This window comes from Pseudoxanthomonas taiwanensis (genome assembly GCF_010093135.1).
Classification (GTDB): domain Bacteria; phylum Pseudomonadota; class Gammaproteobacteria; order Xanthomonadales; family Xanthomonadaceae; genus Pseudoxanthomonas; species Pseudoxanthomonas taiwanensis.
The window spans coordinates 14,578-32,988 of record NZ_PDWK01000006.1 but is presented as its reverse complement, the minus strand read 5'-3'; the positions used below and the strand labels follow the sequence as shown (position 1 = coordinate 32,988).

General features: G+C 73.1%; 10 protein-coding genes and 2 pseudogenes. 9 read left to right on the top strand and 3 right to left on the bottom strand.

Annotated features, from left to right (window positions below; genetic code table 11):
- Positions 1-7 precede the first annotated feature (7 nt).
- Positions 8-2,419 (bottom strand): annotated as a pseudogene (locus CR938_RS14925) (protoglobin domain-containing protein); the annotation flags it as partial.
- A gap of 47 nt (positions 2,420-2,466) precedes the next feature.
- Here CR938_RS14925 and hutG point away from each other — a divergent pair.
- Positions 2,467-3,246, top strand: coding sequence for an N-formylglutamate deformylase (gene hutG / locus CR938_RS02215; RefSeq protein WP_162123449.1), 780 nt, complete (start codon positions 2,467-2,469; stop codon positions 3,244-3,246).
- Positions 3,247-3,513: 267 nt separating this feature from the next.
- On the opposite strand, the gene fusA is transcribed toward hutG, so the two are convergent.
- Positions 3,514-5,667, bottom strand: a complete 2,154-nt coding sequence (gene fusA / locus CR938_RS02210; RefSeq protein WP_162123448.1) for an elongation factor G — start codon at positions 5,665-5,667, stop codon at positions 3,514-3,516.
- A gap of 219 nt (positions 5,668-5,886) precedes the next feature.
- Here fusA and CR938_RS02205 point away from each other — a divergent pair, with 219 nt between their 5' ends.
- The 8 genes and pseudogenes from CR938_RS02205 (at position 5,887) to CR938_RS02170 (ending at position 17,518) form a co-directional block, all read left to right on the top strand.
- Positions 5,887-6,321, top strand: a complete 435-nt coding sequence (locus tag CR938_RS02205; protein WP_162123447.1) for an OsmC family protein — start codon at positions 5,887-5,889, stop codon at positions 6,319-6,321.
- Between the two features lie 90 nt (positions 6,322-6,411).
- A complete protein-coding gene (locus CR938_RS02200) occupies positions 6,412-8,124 on the top strand; it encodes an amidohydrolase (protein WP_162123446.1) in 1,713 nt (570 codons plus the stop codon).
- 841 nt (positions 8,125-8,965) lie between these two features.
- Complete coding sequence (locus tag CR938_RS02195; protein ID WP_162123445.1) at positions 8,966-10,258, top strand: adenylosuccinate synthase; 1,293 nt, start codon at positions 8,966-8,968, stop codon at positions 10,256-10,258.
- A 317-nt stretch (positions 10,259-10,575) separates the two neighbouring features.
- The gene (locus CR938_RS02190; protein ID WP_246190935.1) at positions 10,576-11,178 is read left to right on the top strand and encodes a protein tyrosine phosphatase family protein; all 603 of its coding nucleotides are present in this window, start codon (positions 10,576-10,578) and stop codon (positions 11,176-11,178) included.
- A gap of 884 nt (positions 11,179-12,062) precedes the next feature.
- Positions 12,063-13,841: pseudogene (locus tag CR938_RS02185) on the top strand (M1 family metallopeptidase); the annotation flags it as partial.
- 97 nt (positions 13,842-13,938) lie between these two features.
- Positions 13,939-15,285, top strand: a complete 1,347-nt coding sequence (locus CR938_RS02180; RefSeq protein WP_162123443.1) for an MATE family efflux transporter — start codon at positions 13,939-13,941, stop codon at positions 15,283-15,285.
- A gap of 78 nt (positions 15,286-15,363) precedes the next feature.
- Positions 15,364-16,794 carry an MFS transporter gene (locus CR938_RS02175; protein WP_162123442.1) on the top strand — a complete coding sequence of 477 codons (1,431 nt, stop codon included), beginning with the start codon at positions 15,364-15,366 and terminating at the stop codon, positions 16,792-16,794.
- Positions 16,795-17,251: 457 nt separating this feature from the next.
- Positions 17,252-17,518, top strand: a complete 267-nt coding sequence (locus tag CR938_RS02170) for a hypothetical protein (RefSeq protein ID WP_162123441.1) — start codon at positions 17,252-17,254, stop codon at positions 17,516-17,518.
- A 33-nt stretch (positions 17,519-17,551) separates the two neighbouring features.
- Here the strand turns inward: CR938_RS02170 and CR938_RS02165 are convergent, their stop codons facing one another.
- Positions 17,552-18,307, bottom strand: a complete 756-nt coding sequence (locus CR938_RS02165; RefSeq protein WP_162123440.1) for a spermine/spermidine synthase domain-containing protein — start codon at positions 18,305-18,307, stop codon at positions 17,552-17,554.
- Positions 18,308-18,411 lie beyond the last annotated feature (104 nt).

Genomic DNA, 18,411 nt, shown 5'->3' with positions numbered 1-18,411 from the left:
GCGCTCAGGCCTCCACCGGTTCGGGCTGGAGCAGCCAGCGCCGGGCGAAGGCCTCGGCCGGCAGCGGCGCGTCGAACAGGAAGCCCTGCGCGCGCCGGCAGCCCAGCTCCAGCAGCGCGTCGGCCTGGGCTCGCGTCTCCACGCCCTCGGCCACCAGCTCCAGCCCCAGGCTCTGCGCCATGGCCATGGTCGCCACCACGATCGCGTAGTCGTGGCGATGCTCGAGCATGCCCCGCACGAAGGAACGGTCCAGCTTGAGGCTGTCCAGCGGAAAGCCCCTGAGATGGGCCAGCGACGAGTAGCCCATGCCGAAGTCGTCCAGCGACAGGCTGAAGCCGGCGGTCCTGAGCGTGGCCAGCACGGTGAGCGATGCGTCCGGATCGGCCATCAGGCCGCTTTCGGTCAGCTCCAGGTCCAGGCGGTCGGGACGCAGGCCGCAGGCGGCGACATGTCCGGTCAGGCGGTCGGCGAAGTCCGGGTCGTCGAACTGTCGCGGTGAGAGGTTGATCGCCAGCCGCCCGGGCAGGCGCAGGCCGCGCTGCTCCCACTCGCGCAACTGCGCGCAGGCGCGCGCCACCACCCAGTGGCCCAGCGCGTCGATCAGGCCGCGGTGCTCGGCCAGCGGCACGAACTCGTCCGGGCTGACCTGGCCCAGCTCGGCGTCGTTCCAGCGCAGCAGCGCCTCGGCGCCGACCAGGGTGCCGTCGGCCATGGACACCTGCGGCTGGTAGTACAGCTCCAGCCCGTCGTGGCGGATGGCCCGCTCCAGGCGGTCGGCCAGCTGCACGCGCCGGGCCAGACGTGCGCTCATGCGCGGGTGGTAGACGTCGATGCCGGTGCGCGAGCGCTTGGCCGCGTACATGGCGATGTCCGCATTGCGCACCAGCAGCTCGCTGCCCACGCCGTCGGACGGGAACACGGAGATGCCGATGCTGGCCCGTACCGCCAGGCGGTGCCCGCACACGTCCATCGGCCGGGCGATGGCCTCGGCCAGGCGTGCGGCGATGGCCCGTGCCCCCGGCGCGTCGGCCCCGGCGGCCAGGACCACGAACTCGTCGCCATCCAGGCGCGACCAGCTCGCCGGCCTGCAGGTTGCCGCGCAGGCGCCGGGCCACCTCGATCAGCACCGCATCGCCCACGCTGTGGCCCTTGGTGTCGTTGATCTCCTTGAATTCGTCCAGGTCGATGAAGAGGATCGCGAACACCCGTTCGGCGGCGGCGGCGTCCTGGATGTGCCGCTCCAGCGCGGCGTGGAAGCTGGCGCGGTTGGGCAGCTTGGTCAGGTCGTCGAACAGGGCCAGCTGCTCGATGCGCGACAGCTGGGTGACCTGCAGGGAGATGTCCTGGATGGTGCCGACCACGCGGGTGCGGCTGCCGGCCGGGTCGCGCAGCGCGCGCCCGCGCTCGCGCAGCATCCGGAGCGGCTGCCCGGGATACTCGACCCGGTAGCGGATGTCGTAGGCGCTGTCGCTGCCCAGCGCGGCGCGGAAGGCCTCGTCCACGTCGGGCCGGTCCAGCGGATGCACCCAGCGGCGCAGGTGGTCGTAGCCGCCGCAGCCGACCGAGGCCTCGGTGTGCAGCAGCTCCTGCGCGCGCGTGCAGCAGGTCAGCGCGCCACTGGGCAGGTGCAGCTCCCAGCGTGCCAGCTGCGCCAGGTCGTGGGCCTCGCTCAGCAGCGCCTGGCTTTCGCGCAGCGAGGCGGTGGAGGCGTTGAGCGCCTCGCGGTCGGAGGCCACGTACGCGTTCATCGCCAGGCCCATGTCCAGGAACAGGCGGCGGATCAGCGACTTCAGCGCGTCGGCATGGAAGTCGGGGTCGTGGTCGCGCAGCGGGCGCATCGAGTCGACGATGGCGGTCAGCAGCTTGGCGCAGGACGCCAGGTACCAGTGCGGCTCCACGCCCAGGTGGTGGTGGACCGCGCCGATGCGCAGCCGGTTCTGCACGTAGGCCCTGTCGCAGGGCAGGGTGAACAGCTCGCGCGCGTAGCGCGCCTGGGCCTGGTGCAGGCGCTGCAGGGTCTGCCAGTCCTCGATGAAGCTGCCGATCTCGGGGAAGGCCCCGATGTGGGTGTAGAAGCTGTCGATGGTGCGGTCGCGGCTGCCTTGCACCACTTCCCACAGCTGGATGAGCCGCCGCTGGTCCTCCTCGCCCAGTTCCAGGAACGCCAGGCGCCGGCGCAGGTCTTCTTCGTCGATCGAGGCCAGTGACGGCGACAGGGGCGGCAGCGGCATGGCGGGGCGGTGGACGGACGGGGCGGGGCGCCCGGCAGGCCGCGGCCGGTGAAGGCCCGGCTGCACGTGGTGCCGGCGGGCGCCGCGCGCCTTCCGTGGCGGGTATCCGCCCAGCCTAGGCGCGGCCGTGGCGCTCGACCATCGGGGAGGCCCCGGTCCGGCCATGCGCCGTTCGTCGAACCGAACAACCGGGCAAACTCCGGGGCGGCCGGCGTGCACGGCCTACAATGCGCGCATGGACATCTGCCGACTGCACCGGGGCACCGCGCCCCTGCTGGTGAGCCTGCCGCACGACGGCAGCGCGCTGCCCGAGGGCCTGGCCGGACGCCTCACCGACAGCGCCCGGCGCGTGCCGGACACCGACTGGCACGTCAGCCGCCTGTACGACTTCGCCCGCGAGCTGGGCGCCTCGGTGCTGGTGCCGTACTACTCGCGCTACGTGGTGGACCTCAACCGCCCGCCGGACGACACCTCGCTGTATCCGGGGCAGAACACCACCGGCCTGTGCCCGGTGACCCAGTTTTCCGGCGAGCCGGTGTACCGCCCCGGCCGCGAGCCGGACGCGGCGGAGATCGCTGCGCGCGTGGAGCGCTACTGGCGTCCGTACCACGCCACGCTCCAGGCCGAGCTGGGGCGCCTGCGTGCCGAGCACGGCCGGGTGGTGCTGTGGGAGGGCCATTCCATCCGCGGCCGCCTGCCGTACCTGTTCGAGGGCGAGCTGCCGGACCTCAACCTCGGCACCGCCGGCGGCGCCAGCTGCTCGCCGGCGCTGCAGCGGCGCCTGGAGCAGGTGCTGGCCGCGCAGGGCCGGTACAGCCACGTGGTCAACGGCCGCTTCAAGGGCGGCTACATCACCCGCCATTACGGCCGTCCGGACGCCGGCGTGGAAGCGGTGCAGCTGGAGCTGGCCCAGCGCACCTACATGGACGAGGACAGCTTCCGGTACCTGCCCGAGCGCGCGTGCCACCTGCAGGCCGTCCTGCGCCAGCTGCTCGAGGCCACCCTGTCCCTGTAGGAACCGCGTCAGCGGCGACCCGGCCGGCGTGTCCGGCGGCTGCGTTCAACCGCGTGGCGGAAGACGCCCAATGCCACACGCCCCGGCAAGGACGCATCCGCCGCGGCCCGCGGGTCCCCGCGCCGCGTACGCGGCGCCTGCAGGTGAGGCCCGCTCCTGTGGGAGCCGCGTCCAGCGGCGACGCGGCCGGCGTGTCCGGAGCCGGCATTCAACCGCGACGCGGCAAGGGCGCCGACGAACCGCCGCATCCCCGGGGCCTGCCCGCCGTCAGGCCGCATCGGCAGGCACACCCACCGCGGCCGGACGTGCGCCGCGGCGCCACCTGCGCGGCCCCCCGCAGGTTCCGTCCTCGTCCGCCTGCGGCCGCCAGGCCTGGACCAGCTTCTGCTGGATGTTCGGCGGCACCGGTTCGTAGTGGCTGAAATCCAGGGTGTAGCGCCCCTTGCCGGCGGTCAGCGACTTCAGCTCGGCGGCGAAACCCTCCAGCTCCGCCTGTGGCACCTGCGCACGCACCACCGCCTCCTGCAGCGCGCCCCTGCCGTTGCCGTCGCTGCCGTCGGTCCCGGCGATGCGCGCCCGGCGGGTGGCCAGGGCACCGGTGATGTCGCCCACCTGTTCCTCGGGCACGGCCGCCTCCAGCGCCACCACCGGTTCCAGCACCAGCGGCCTGGCCTTGGCGACCGCGTCGAGGAAGGCCTTGCGTCCGGCGGTGACGAAGGCAATCTCCTTGCTGTCCACCGGATGGTGGCGGCCGTCGTAGACCACCACGCGCACGTCCTGGATGGGATGGCCGCTGATCGCGCCGGCCTGCATGGCCTGGCGCACGCCCTTCTCCACCGCGGGGATGAACTGCCCGGGGATGGCGCCGCCCTTGACCTCGTCCACGAACTCGAACCCCGCCCCGCGCGGCAGCGGCTCCACACGCAGGAACACCTCGGCGAACTGGCCGGCGCCGCCGGTCTGCTTCTTGTGCCGGCAGTGGCCTTCGGCCGCCACCGAGACGGTCTCGCGGTAGGCGATGCGCGGCGGGCGGGTGGCCACCTCCAGGCCGAAGCGCTCCTTCAGGCGCTCGAGCATCACCCGCAGGTGCAGCTCGGACAGGCCGTGGACCACCGTCTCGTTGACCTCGGCGTTGTGCTCGACCACGAAGGCCGGATCCTCCTCGGCCAGCTTCTGCAGCGCCTGCGCCAGCTTCTGCTCCTGGCCGCGGCTTGCGGCCTGCACCGCCAGGCCGAACATGGCCTTCGGGAACTGCACGGGCGCCAGGCGCACGTGGTCCTCCTCGTGCGAGTCGTGCAGCACCGCACCGAAGTGCAGCTCCTCGATCTTGGCCACCGCGGCGATGTCGCCGGCCACCGCCGCGCCGGTTTCCGGGTGCTCGCGGCCGAACAGGCGGAACAGGTGGCCCACACGCACCGGGCGGCGGCCGTCGTCCACCAGCAGCTGCGCGTCGCGGCGCACGGTGCCCTGGTAGACGCGGAAGATGCCGATCTTGCCGACGAAGGGGTCGTGCACCACCTTGAACACCTGGGCGACCACGCGGCCGTCCGGATCGGCGCGCACCGCCACCGGTTCCCCGCCCTGGCCGTTGTGGCGCAGCAGCTGCGGCGGGTTGCCCTCCAGCGGCGAGGGGAACAGGCGGCCGGCGACGCGCAGCAGCTCCGGCACGCCCACGCCGCTGCGCGCGGAGACGAAGCACACCGGCACCAGGTGGCCCTCGCGCAGGGCCTGCTCGAACGCGTCGTGCAGCTCCTGCGGCGAGAGGCCGGATTCGCCGCCTTCCAGGTAGTGCTCCATGGCCTGCGCGTCCACCTCCACCACCTGGTCGAGGATGCGCTGGTGCCATTCGGCCACCGGGCCGAGGTCGGAGTCGCCGCCGGCGCCGGAGAAGCAGTCCACCACGCGCGTGCCGCCGCCGGCCGGCAGGTTCAGCGGCAGCACCTCCGGGCCGAACAGCTCGCGCAGCTGCGCCATCACCCGCGCCGGGTCGGCGTGTTCGTGGTCGATCTTGTTGACCGCGATCACCCGGCACAGCCCGCGCTCGCGGGCGCGGGCCATCAGGCGCACGGTGCCGTGCGCGGCGCCGGTGTCGGCGTCCACCACCACCAGCGCGGTCTCCACCGCCGACAGCGCCGACAGGGTCGGCCCGCGGAAGTCCGGATAGCCTGGGGTGTCGATCAGGTTGAGGTGGAAGGAGCCGTCGCCGGCGTCGTGGTCCAGGCCGGCGATGGCGATGTCCAGGGAGTGGCCGCGGGCCTTCTCCATGGGGTCGAAGTCGGACACGGTGGTGCCGCGCTCGATGCTGCCTGCCGAGTTGATGGCGCCGCCGGCATGCAGCAGGGCTTCGAACAGGGTGGTTTTGCCGGCGCCGGGGTGGCCCGCCAGGGCCACGTTGCGGATGTCGCGGGTCGCGTAGGGCATGGGGCCGTTCCTCCCGTGGCTGGGTCGAAGGCCGTCATGGCTGTCCGGGCCGGGCCCTCCGTGGTGTCGACCCGGCGGGCGGTCATGGCGGACGAACACCTTAGCGCGCCCCCGGCGCCGGCCACGTTGCGCCGCACAACCGCGGGCCGCGGCCACGGCGGGTTAACGCGCCGGCGGCTAACGTGCCGCTTCCGGCCGACATCCAACGAGGAAGGGAACATGGGCATCTCGCGTCACGCCACCGCGCACTGGGAAGGCGACCTCAAAGGCGGCGGCGGCCGCCTGGACACCCCGCAGAGCGGGCTTCTGTCCGGAACCCGCTACGGCTTCAACAGCCGCTTCGGCGAGGAGAAGGGCACCAATCCCGAGGAGCTGATCGCTGCCGCGCACGCCGGCTGCTTCACCATGGCACTGTCGGCCAAGCTGTCGGAGGCCGGCTTCCCGCCCGCCGCCATCGACACCCGCGCCGACGTGGACCTGTCGCTGGAAGGCGGCCCGGCCCTGTCGCGGATCCGGCTGAAGACCACCGCCTCGGTGCCGGGCATCGACCCGGCCAGGTTCCGCGCCGTCGCCGAGGACGCCAAGCAGAACTGCCCGGTGTCGCGGGCGCTGTCGGCGGTGCCGATCGAACTGGAGGCGCAGCTGGTCGGCTGAGCGGCACGCGCGCCGGGGCCGGTCCGGCGTTGCCGTGGCGGCGGTGCGCCGGCATAGTCGGGGGCTTCGCAAGAACCGAAGGAGTCGACTATGCGCGTGCGCATCCTCGCCCTGGCCCTGGCCCTGGCCACCCTGGGTTGTGCCATCCCCGCATCCGTGCCGGCGCAGGCACCGGAGGCGGCGCCGGGCGAGGTGGTGGCGGTGCTGACCGCCGCGCGCATCCACACGCTGGACCCCGCGCAGCCGCAGGCCACCGCTCTGGCATGGGATGCGGAAGGGCGCATCGTCGCGGTGGGCAAGGCCGCCGAGCTGCGCCGCCGCTTTCCGCAGGCGCGCCACGTGGACGCCGACAAGGGCACGGTGGTGCCCGGCCTGATCGACGCCCATGCGCACGTGATGGGGCTGGCGCAGGCGCTGATGAGCGCCGACCTGACCGGCGCCGGCAGCAAGGCCGAGATCGTCGAACGCCTGCGCGCCTTCGCCGCGACCATACCGGAGGGCGCCTGGATCGTCGGCCGCGGCTGGGACCAGAACCGCTGGCCGGAGCAGGCATTCCCGACCGCGGCCGACCTGGACGCCGCCTTCCCCGACCGGCCGGTGTGGCTGGTGCGCGTGGACGGCCATGCCGGCTGGGCCAACAGTGCGGCGATGGCCGCCGCGCAGGCCCTGGAGGGTGCACGTGCGCTGGACGGCGACTGGCAGCCGGAGGGCGGCCATATCGTGCGCCAGGACGGCCGCGCCAGCGGCGTGTTCGTGGACGGGGCGATGGTCCTGGTTGAGCGCGCCATTCCCGCGCCGGACGCGGCCTGGCAGGAGCAGGCGCTGGAGCGGGCGCTGGAGCTGGCGGTGGCCAACGGCCTGACCGGCGTGCACGACATGGGCGTCTCGCGCGAGGAGCTGGCGCTGATGCGCCGCTTCGCCGACGAGGGCCGCCTGCCGCTGCGCATCTCCGCCTATGCCGACGGCGACGGCCCCGCATTGGCCGACCTGTGCGCGCACGGCCTGTACCGCCACCCCTCCGGCCGCCTGCAGATGAAGGGCGTCAAGCTCTACATCGACGGTGCCCTGGGCAGTCGCGGCGCGGCGCTGCTGGAGGACTACTCGGACGAGCACGGCAACCGCGGCCTGCTGGTCACCGACCCGCAGGCCTACGCCGCGGCGGTGATCAAGGCGCGCGACTGCGGCGTGCAGGTGGCCACCCACGCCATCGGCGACCGCGGCAACCGCATCGCGCTGGACACTTACCAGCACGCCCTGGCCGCGCGCACCGCGCGCGCCGACCATCGCTGGCGTGTGGAGCATGCCCAGGTGGTGGCGCCGGAGGACCTGCCGCGCTTCGCCGCGCTGCGCCTGGTGGCCTCGATGCAGCCCACCCACGCCACGTCGGACATGCCGTGGGCCGGGGAGCGCCTGGGCCAGGCGCGCCTGGCCGGCGCCTACGCCTGGCGCCGCCTGCTGGACCTGGGCGTGCCGCTGGCGCTGGGCTCGGACTTCCCGGTGGAGTCGGTGGACCCGCGCCTGGGCCTGTATGCCGCCGTCCCCCGCCAGGACCTGGACGGCCAGCCACCCGGCGGCTGGCTGCCCGGCCAGCGCCTGAGCGCGGTGGAGGCCCTGCGCGGCTTCACCGTGGAGGCCGCCCGCGCCGGCCACGACGAATCCGAGGTGGGGCGCCTGGCCCCGGGGCTGCGCGCCGATTTCGTGGTCTTCGACCGCGACCCGCTGGCCGTGCCGCCGGCCGAGCTGCCCAAGCTGCAGGTCCGCTCCACCTGGGTCGACGGTCAGGCGGTCTACACCGCCGACTGAGGCCCGCGCCCCTCGCCGCGGACGCCTGCCCCCGGCCGGCCCGGGCTCCTGCAGGGAGCCAGGCTCATGGCCACGCCCACCATTCTCTCTGCAGGAGCCGCGTCAGCGGCGACCCGGCCGGCACATCCGGGCTCGCGTTGCACCGCGCCGCCGGGAGAGGCGGCCCCAACCGCCGCCGGGTGCAGGTGCATCCGCCGCGAATCGGCCACTTCCGTCGCGTCGCCCCGGGCGCGGCTCCTGCAGGGGGCAGGCCGGCCATTCTCTGTAGGAGCCGCGTCAGCGGCGACCCGGCCGGCACATCCGGGCCCGCGTTGCACCGCGCCGCCGGGAGAGGCGGCCCCAACCGCCGCCGGGTGCAGGTGCATCCGCCGCGACCGGCCACTTCCGTCGCGTCGCCCCGGGCGCGGCTCCTGCAGGGGGCAGGCCGGCCATTCTCTGTAGGAGCCGCGTCAGCGGCGACCCGGCCGGCACATCCGGGCCCGCGTTGCACCGCGCCGCCGGGAGAGGCGGCCCCAACCGCCGCCGGGTGCAGGGGCATCCGCCGCGAATCGGCCATCCCCATCGCGCCGCCGGTGACGAGGGCCCCGAAGCAGGGGAGGAAAGGGGGCGGGGGCTCCGGCCGTTCATCCCCCAGGTGGCCCGCCCCGCCGAAATCCCGGATAATCCGCCAAAGCCGGTCGGACGCGCTTCCCAGGAAGCCAGCTGCCCGGCTTTTTCCGTGTCCGGGTTCCGCCAGGCCTGGGGCGCCCCGATGGCGCCCCGCCCGGGCCGCGGCGGATCCCCCGGCGCACGGCCTTCCCCGCGGCCCCGATGGCCGCACGTTACACAGGAGCTACCGGCCATGGGCCAGTCAGTCGTCGTTCTCGGCGCCCAGTGGGGCGACGAGGGCAAGGGCAAGATCGTCGACCTGCTCACCGAGGAGATCGGCGCCGTCGTGCGTTTCCAGGGCGGCCACAACGCCGGCCACACCCTGGTCATCAACGGCAAGAAGACGGTGCTGCACCTGATCCCCTCGGGCATCCTGCGCGAAGGCGCGCTGTGCCTGATCGGCAACGGCGTGGTGCTCAGCCCCGCCGCGCTGAAGAAGGAGATCGAGGAGCTGGAGGCTTCCGGCGTGGAGGTGCGCAGCCGGCTGAAGATCAGCCCGGCCACGCCGCTGATCATGCCGTACCACATCGCCCTGGACCAGGCGCGTGAGAAGGCCGCCGGCGGCAAGGCCATCGGCACCACCGGCCGCGGCATCGGCCCGGCCTACGAGGACAAGGTGGCGCGCCGCGGCATCCGCATCGCCGACCTGCACTACCCGGCGCAGCTGGAGGAGAAGCTGCGCGCCGCGCTGGACTACCACAACTTCGTCCTGACCCGATACCTGGGCGTGGACGGCGTGGACTTCCGGCAGACGCTGGACGAGGCGCTCGCCTTCGGCGACTACGTGGAGCCCATGAAGGCCGATGTGGCCGGCATCCTCCACGAGCTGCGCAAGCAGGGCAAGCGCGTGCTGTTCGAGGGCGCACAGGGTGCGCTGCTGGACATCGACCACGGCACCTACCCGTACGTCACCAGCTCCAACACCACCATCGGCGGCGCCCTGGCCGGCACCGGCGTGGGCGCGCAGGACATCGACTACGTGCTGGGCATCGCCAAGGCCTACGCCACCCGTGTGGGCGGCGGCCCGTTCCCGACCGAGCTGAACGACGAGATCGGCCAGGCCATCCGCGACCGCGGCGCCGAGTACGGTGCCTCCACCGGTCGCCCGCGCCGCTGTGGCTGGATGGACATCGTGGCGCTCAAGCGCGCGGTGGCCATCAACGGCATCACCGGCCTGTGCATCACCAAGCTGGACGTGCTGGACGGCATGGACAAGCTGAAGGTGTGCATCGCCTACGAGTACCGCGGCAAGCGCACCGAGTACGCCCCGCTGGACGCCCAGGGCTGGGAGGAGTGCACCCCGGTGTACCTGGAGTTCCCCGGCTGGCAGGAGAGCACCCACGGCATCACCGAGTGGGACAGGCTGCCGGCTGCGGCCCGCGCCTACCTGCGCGCGCTGGAGGAGCTGGCAGGCTGCCCGATCAGCATCGTCTCCACCGGTCCGGACCGCGAGCACACGATGATCCTGCAGGATCCGTTCGCCTGATCCGGAAGACCATCGGAGCCAACGGAAAGCCCCGCGGAAGCGGGGCTTTCCTTTTTCACGGGCTGGTGCCGTACGCCCACCGGATCCCGTGGCCGGTACGCAGAAGGAGTTTCCAGCCGGCAGCAGATGGCGGGAGGCAAGGACTGCCAGCATCCTTCCATTCCCGGGCGCATCCGCGTCCTGCAGGTGTCGCGGACGATCCGGTCCACGCGCTTCCGCGGGGCCTCGGGTCTTGTTCCATGGGTTCTTGCGGCCCTTGACCGGACTCGTCATCCACGGGCGGGAGAGGGATCCACGGGTGGCAGGGACAGCACGCAGTGGCTATCCTGAAGGGCCTCCCGACCGTCGGTGCCACCATGTACGCCCTGCTGTTGCTGGCCCTGCTGTCTGCCGATCCGGCATCCGACGCCATGCAGGCGCCGGTGTCCGCCACCCCTGCCGGACAGCATGACCCGCTGGTCCGCTTCGCCCGGCCGGCGGCGGGCATCCTGGCCGGTGGGCGCATCGCTGCGGCGGACCTGCCGGCGTTGCGGGCGGCCGGTGTCGTGCGGGTGGTGGACCTGTCGCGTGACGAGGAAACGCCGGACTTCGACGAGGCCGCCGCGGTGCGCGCGGCCGGGCTGGAGTACGCCAACCTGCCCATCGCCGGGCCGCAGGACCTGGATCGGGCCACGGTGCAGGCCTTCGACGCCCTGCTGGCGGAAGGCGGGCCGGTGCTGGTGCATTGCGCCAGCGGCAACCGGGTGGGAGCTCTGGCCGCCCTGCGTGCCGCCTGGCTCCACGGGGCCGGCGAGGAGGCTGCCATCGCCGAGGGGCGGCGCTGGGGCCTGACCAGCCTGGAGGGTGCCGTGCGCGAGCGCCTGCGCGCCACCTGCCTGGCCGAGGCCGGCCAGGACGGCCGCTGCGACGGGGGCGGCTGAGCGGCGGCACCTGTCTCGGCTGCGTCTGTCCAGGCAGTCCGCCGGCCCATGCGGGGCCGTACATCAGGTGTGTCGAACGCATGTCCGGCCTGAAAAGCCACGGGTAAGCGGCGCCTGCCCGCGCCGCGGGCGCGCAATGAGGCTCATCCGTCGGCACCAGGACGCAGGTGCGCCGTGGTTCGGTTCGTGGCGCGGGGAGCGCTCCACGTGGTGCTTGAGCACTTCGCCCTCGGGGGCCAAGCAGGCCAGGCCCGGTGGTCCGGCGAGTGCATGGGAGGCGGTTGCCAGGATGGACCCGTACGCAGGTGCACGCGCGGTGGTGCCGGTGGAAGCGAGCCGTCCCTGTGCGGGGCATTTTTTCGGTTCTTCTCCCAACTGAGGGGAGAGAGGCGCACGGCCGACCCGGCAGAATTGTTGTTCTCGAGGCAACAAAACGGGGCCGGCCGTGGCCGAAGTGGATTGTATGTCCCCCTGCTGCAGGGGCTGCTGCCGGGCACCAGCATCGACCTGACCGTGGCCGACTGGAACGGCCTGGCAGGCGCCAACATCGACCTCAACCTGCTGCTCACCCGGCTTGCAGCCGATGTGGGCGTCAGCGAGCCCGGCCAGGTCCTGGATGCCGACGTGCAGCTGGGAACACTGATGCTGGCCGCCGCCGACGTGCTCGAGGCCGACGGTCAGACCCTGGCCGCCAACGCCCTGGAGCTGCTGGGTCTGCGCGTGGGCGGCCTGATGGGCACCGTCCGCCTGGCCGAACTGCTGGAGCTGGATTTCCCCCCGGGCGCACTGGGCAACGTCCGGCTGGGGGTGCTGGACCTGGTGACCGGCCTGGTGCAGCTCTACAACTTCCGCAACGTCATCACCACTCCGGATCCCGTCACCGTCGCAGCCAGTTCTTCTCGGCGATGGAGAACTGGGGCGCGATCTTCACCTTCGAGCGCGCGCTGCTGCTGGACCCGGCCATCTCCAACACCTCCGACCGGCAGGCCGTGTTCGAGATCGCCGCGCACGAGATCGCCCACCAGTGGTTCGGCAACCTGGTGACGATGGCCTGGTGGGACGACCTGTGGCTCAACGAGGGTTTCGCCACCTGGATGGAGGGGCACATCACCCGCAAGCTGCATCCGGAGTGGGACCCGGATGACGTGCGCGTGGTCTACACCAGCCGCGGCGCGATGGACCGCGACGCCTATGCGACCACCCACCCGGTCGTGCAGCACGTGGAGACCGTGGAGCAGGCCAGCCAGGCCTTCGACGGCATCACCTACGGCAAGGGCGCTGCGGTGATCAGCATGCTGGAGGACTACGTCGGCGCCGAGGCGTGGCGCCAGGGTGTGCGCAGCTACATCGCCCGCCACGCCTACGGCAACGCGGTCACCGACGCCCTGTGGCGCGAGATCGACCAGGCCGCCGCCGGCAAGGAGTTCCTGCAGGTGGCCCACGACTTCACCCTGCAGCCGGGCGTGCCGCTCATCCGCGCCGCCGTGCGCTGCGAGGACGGGCGGGGCGTGCTGGCGCTGGGGCAGGGCGAGTACAGCATCGACCGGCCGGACAAGGAGCCGCTGCGCTGGCGCGTGCCGGTGAAGGTGCGCGCCGCCGACGGCAGCGAGCAGCGCGTGCTGGTGGACGGCAGGGCGGAGGTGGCACTGCCCGGCTGCGAGGGCCCGGTGGTGGTCAATGCTGGACAGAAGGGCTATTTCCGCCCCCTGTACGCGCCGGAGCAGTTCCAGGCGCTGGGCCAGGCCTTCACCCGCCTGCCGGTGGTCGACCAGCTGGGCGTGCTGATGGATGCCAATGCCCTGGCCGCGGTCGGCCTGCAGCCCGAGGGCGACGTGCTGGACCTGGTGGCGCAGGTGCCGCTGGAGGCCTCGGCGGACCTGTGGCTGCAGCTGTCCGACATCCTCGGCGGCCTGGACGAGCTGTACGGGGACGAGGCGGCTGGTCAGGCCCGCTTCCGCCGCTTCGCGGTGGCCCGCCTGTCGCCGAAGCTGGCGCAGCTGGGATGGGAGGACCGCGACGGCGACAGCGCCACCACCCGCCGCCTGCGCGCCGCGCTGATCGGCACACTCAGCCGCCTGGGCGACCCGCGGGTGATCGCCGAGGCGCGGCGCCGCTTCGAGGCCTTCCTGCGTGATCCGGAGTCGCTGCCTGTGGAGTTGCGCAGGCCGGTGCTGGGCATCGTCGCCCGCCACGCCGACGCGGCCACCTGGGAGCGGTTGCGTGCGATGGCGCAGGCCGAGACCTCCTCGCTGCTGCGCGAGCAGTACTACACGCTGCTGGGCACGGCCACCGACCGGGCGCTGGCGCAGCGTGCGCTGGCGCTGGCCCTGACCGACGAGCCGGGCGCGACCACCAGCGCGGGCATGATCGGCGCGGTGGCACGCAACCACCCGCACCTGGCCTTCGACTTCGCCGTGGCGCACAAGGCGCAGGTCGACCCCCTGGTGGACAGCACCTCCAATGCCCGCTACTACCCGTACCTGGGCGCGGCGGCCAACGACCTGGCCATGGTAGACAAGATCCGCGCCTTCGCCGAGCAGCACGTCGCGCCGACCTCGCGGCGCGACGCGGAGACGGCGATGGTCGGCATCCAGACCCGGGTCAAGCTGCGTCAGCGGCGCCTGCCACAGATCGACGCCTGGCTGCGGCGGCACGGGCTCTGAGGCCGGGCATGGGCCCTGCAGCGCGGGGCCCCTTTCCTTCCTTGCCGGCGCGCCGGGCACGGGCCGGAACGGGGCGGCGTGCGGCATCATTGCCGTGATGAGTCCTCCCACCGCCGTGGCGCCCATGCCGGCGCCGACCCGCCGCGCCGTCGTCCGCCAGGCCTGGCCGATCATCCTGGCCAATGCCTCGGTACCGCTGCTGGGGCTGGTGGACACGGCGGTGATCGGCCACTACGGCAGCGAGGCCGACCTCGGCGCGCTGGCGCTGGGCGCGCTGCTGGTCAACCTGGCGTACTGGAGCTTCGGCTTCCTGCGCATGGCCACCACCGGCTTCGTCGCCCAGGCGGCGGGCGCCGGCGACGAGGCGGGCGTGCGTGCGGCGCTGGCGCGCCCGCTGCTGACCGGGACGCTGCTGGGCGCGGCCCTGGTCGGGCTGCAGTGGCCGCTGGCGGCGGTGTTCTTCGCACTGATGGACGCCAGCGAGGCGGTGTCGGCCACCTCGCGCGCCTATTTCGCCGCACGGGTTTGGGGGGCACCGGCGGCGCTGGCGCTGTACGCGCTGTGCGGCGCGCTGGTGGGGCTGGGACGCAGCCGCAGCCTGCTGCTGGTGCAGCTGCTGCTCAACGGCCTGAACGCCGTGCTCGACGTGCTGCTGGGCGGGGTGCTGGACCTGGGCGCGCGCGGGATCGGCCTGGGCACGGCGATCGCCGAGTGGAGCACCTGCCTGTTCGCAGGCGCCTGGCTGTGGCGACTGCTGCGGGCGCGCCACCGCGACGCGGCCCCGTTCCTGCCGTGGCGGCGGATCCTCGAGCCGGCGGCGGTGCGCGGCACCCTGGCCGCCAACGCCGACATCCTGGTGCGCACCCTGTGCCTGCTGGCGGGCTTCGCCTGGTTCGCGCGGCAGGGCGCGGCCTTCGGCGACGCGACCCTGGCGGCCAACCACGTACTGCTGCAGCTGGTCTCCTTCAGCGCCTTCTTCCTCGACGGCTTCGCCTACGTGGCCGAGGCGCAGGTCGGGCACGCGGTGGGCGCGCGCGACGGCGCGCGCCTGCGTGCCGCGGTGCGGGTGACCAGCGAGCTGGCGGTGGTCACCGCGGTGCTGCTGGCCGCGGGCCTGTGGCTGGCGGGCGGCACGGTGGTCGGTTGGCTGGCCGCGCTGCCGGAGGTGACCGGCCGTGCGGCCGCCTACCTGCCCTGGACCGCGCTGTACGTGCTGCTGTCGGTGGCCGCATTCCAGCTGGACGGGGTGTTCATAGGCGCCACCCGCACCCGGCAGATGCGCAACGCCAGCGTGCTCTCGCTGGCGGTGTTCCTGGCCTTCGCCGTGCCGTTGGCCGGCGCCTTCGGCAACCACGGGCTGTGGGCGGCGTTCGTGGTGTTCGTCGTGGCCCGTGCCCTGGCCCTGCTGCCGTACTACCGGCAACTGCTGGCCGAGGCCCGCTGAGCCGCCATGCCCGCGGCGGCCGCGCACCGTTCACGTGTTTCCGGCCACAATGGGGAAACACCCCGCCACCGCAGGTCCGTGAGCCCGCAGCGCCGACTTCCGCTGATCATCGCCACCGCCCTGTTCATCGAGAACATGGACTCGACGGCGATCTCCACCTCGCTGCCGCAGATCGCGGCCGAGCTGGGCACCGAGGCGGTGGCGCTGAAGCTGGCGCTGACCACCTACATGCTGGCGCTGGCGGTGTTCATCCCGGTCAGCGGCTGGGTCGCCGACCGCTTCGGCGCACGCAACATCTTCATCGGCGCCATCGCCGTGTTCCTGCTCGGTTCGCTCGGCTGTGCGGCCAGCAACGGCCTGGGCCAGCTGGTGGCCGCGCGCTTCGTGCAGGGCGTCGGCGGGGCGATGATGGTGCCGGTGGGGCGCCTGGTGCTGTTGCGCAGCGTGGAGAAGTCCGAGCTGGTGCGCGCGCTCAGCTGGCTGACCGTGCCGGCCATGCTCGGCCCCATCCTCGGCCCGGTGCTGGGCGGTGCCATCACCACCTACGCGCACTGGCGCTGGATCTTCCTGGTCAACATCCCGATGGGCCTGCTGGGCATGTGGCTGGCCTGGCGCTACGTGCCGCTGCTGCGCGAGCCGGTGGCGGCCCTGGACTGGCGCGGCTTCCTGCTCTCGGCCGGCGGCCTGGCACTGGCGATGTTCGGCCTGTCGGCGGTCGGCCGCGGCCTGGTCCCGGGTGCGGCCATCGCCGCCTGCATCCTGGCCGGCGCCGGACTGATGGCCGGCTACTGGCGGCATGCACGGCGCCACCCGCATCCGCTGCTGGGCCTGGATCTGCTGCGCGTTCCGACCTTCCGGGTCGGCGTGCTGGGCGGCTCGCTGTTCCGCATCGGCATCGGCGCCACGCCGTTCCTGTTGCCCCTGATGCTGCAGCTGGGCTTCGGCCTCAATCCGCTGCAGTCCGGTCTGGTGACCTTCACCTCCACCGCCGGGGCGATGTTCATGAAGTTCGTGGCCCCGGCCGTGCTCAAGCGTGCCGGTTTCCGCCCGGTGCTGGTATGGAACGGGCTGCTGGCCTCGCTGCTGCTGTGCGGCTTCGGCCTGTTCCGTGCCGACACGCCGTACTGGCTGATGGTGGCGGTGCTGCTGGCCAGCGGCTGCTTCCGCTCGCTGCAGTTCACCAGCCTCAACGCCATCGCCTACGCCGAGATCGGCCAGGACCGCATGAGCCAGGCCAGCAGCCTGGCGGCCATGGCACAGCAGGTGTCGCTGGCGCTGGGCGTGACCATCGGCGGCTACGCGCTGAGCCTGGCCGGGCGGCTGACCGGGCAGGTGGATGGCGCGCCGATCAACTTCACCTTCGCCTTCCTCACCGTGGGCCTGATCTCGGCGCTGTCCACGCTGCAGATGCGCCGGCTGGCGCCGGATGCCGGCGCGGAGATGGCCGGCCACGCCCAGGCCGGGCGCGAGGTGGCCGAGCCGAAGGTCGAGGCGCGTCCGCAGGCCTGAGCGCGATTCGACGTCGCGTTAACCGCGCCGCTGCTAGATCCGTCCTGCATGGCCGCCGTGGTGGTGCCGGCCGCCTGGCTCCGCCGGGCGCCGGCGCAGTGGACCGCACATCCGCACGTGGTGGCGGCACATGGGCGGATCGAGGCGCTGCCCGGCAGCGCGCGCGGCCAGGCGCACGCCGGCCGCGCGCCCCGGATGCCGCGGGCCGCAGGGCAGCGGCGAAGAGGGCCGCGTGCATCCGTGGACGCAGCGCCTGCCGGTGGCGCGGCGGCAGGGAAGCCGCCGCGCCGGGACCGGGCGCCTGCCTACAGGGAGCGTCCTTTCGCCACACACCAGTGGGGGAGTGTGACGGCGTCCGGAAAATGACGCCGCCCGTTGGCACGCCACTTGCCTATGACGGGATGCCCGGCATGCCGGGCATCCCGTGGGGGGGTGACATTCCCAATGGTGATTGCAGGTGTTCAACAGCAACAACGTCGTACTGCAGGAGCGGCGCCAGGCCGCCATCCATGATCCCGCCGCGCAGCCGCTGGCCGGCCTGACGCCCGAGCAGCGCTCCACCCTGGAGACGCTGGAGCATTTCGGCTGGCGGGTGAATTCCGTGCGCCGCAAGCTGTTCATGGCACCGGTCCCGGTGCTGGTGGACCGCAGCGGTTCGCGCTACGTGGCCATCGAGGCCGACGGCAGCCTGGACGAGAACCCGACGGTGCGGTTCAGCGCCTGAGTGCGGACGCGGCGGGGCCGGGCGGGGCCATCCTCAGCCCGGCTTGCGCGCGCTCAGGAACGTCCACAGGTCGCGGTAGGACGGCACCAGCACGTCCTGCTCGCAGCGGTCGGTGAAGTGCGCATCCACCGTGCGCCGGATCAGCGGCAGCAGGCGCGCGCGCTCGGCGCGGTCGTCCGGGTCGGCGCGGCCGTGGCCGCAGCATTGCATGCTGAGCACGCCGCCCGGGCGCAGGGCGCGGGCCATCAGCGCGACGATCTCCGCGACGAAGGCGTCGCGCGGCTGGCCCTCGCGCACCGGGTCCATGGTCAGGTCGTAGACCACCGCGTCCAGGTCGCGGGCCTGCGCGATCCAGGCGAAGGCGTCGCCGATGACCACGTTCGCGGCCGGATGCGAGAAGGCCTCGCCGCAGGTGGCCGGCAGGTGGACGCGGCACAGCTCGATCACGCGCGCGTCGATCTCCACCATGGTCAGCTCGCGCGGCAGCTGGCCCAGCGGCTCGAGCGTGCGCAGCAGCTCCCACAGCACGCCACCGTCGCCACCGCCGAGGATGGCCACGCGCTGCAGCCGGTCCAGGCCCAGCAGCGGGCTGATCATGGCGATGCCGTAGGCGGTGTCGGACTCGGATATCTGCAGGTCGCCGTCGAGGAACAGCTGGCCACCGAAGACCGGGTGGCGGACGATGCGTACCTGCTGCAGGCCGGTGTGCTCGTCGACGAGCACGGTGCCGGCCCTGGGCGGGACCGGAGCGGCGGGGTAACCGGCGCGGTGGCCGCCGATCGCGGACATCGAACCTCCTGCTGCGACAGTTCGGAACAACATCCTCGGGAATCCACCCGGGGCATGCAAGTTCGGCGGCGCCGGCAGGATGCGCCGCCGGGCGCCTCCCGCAC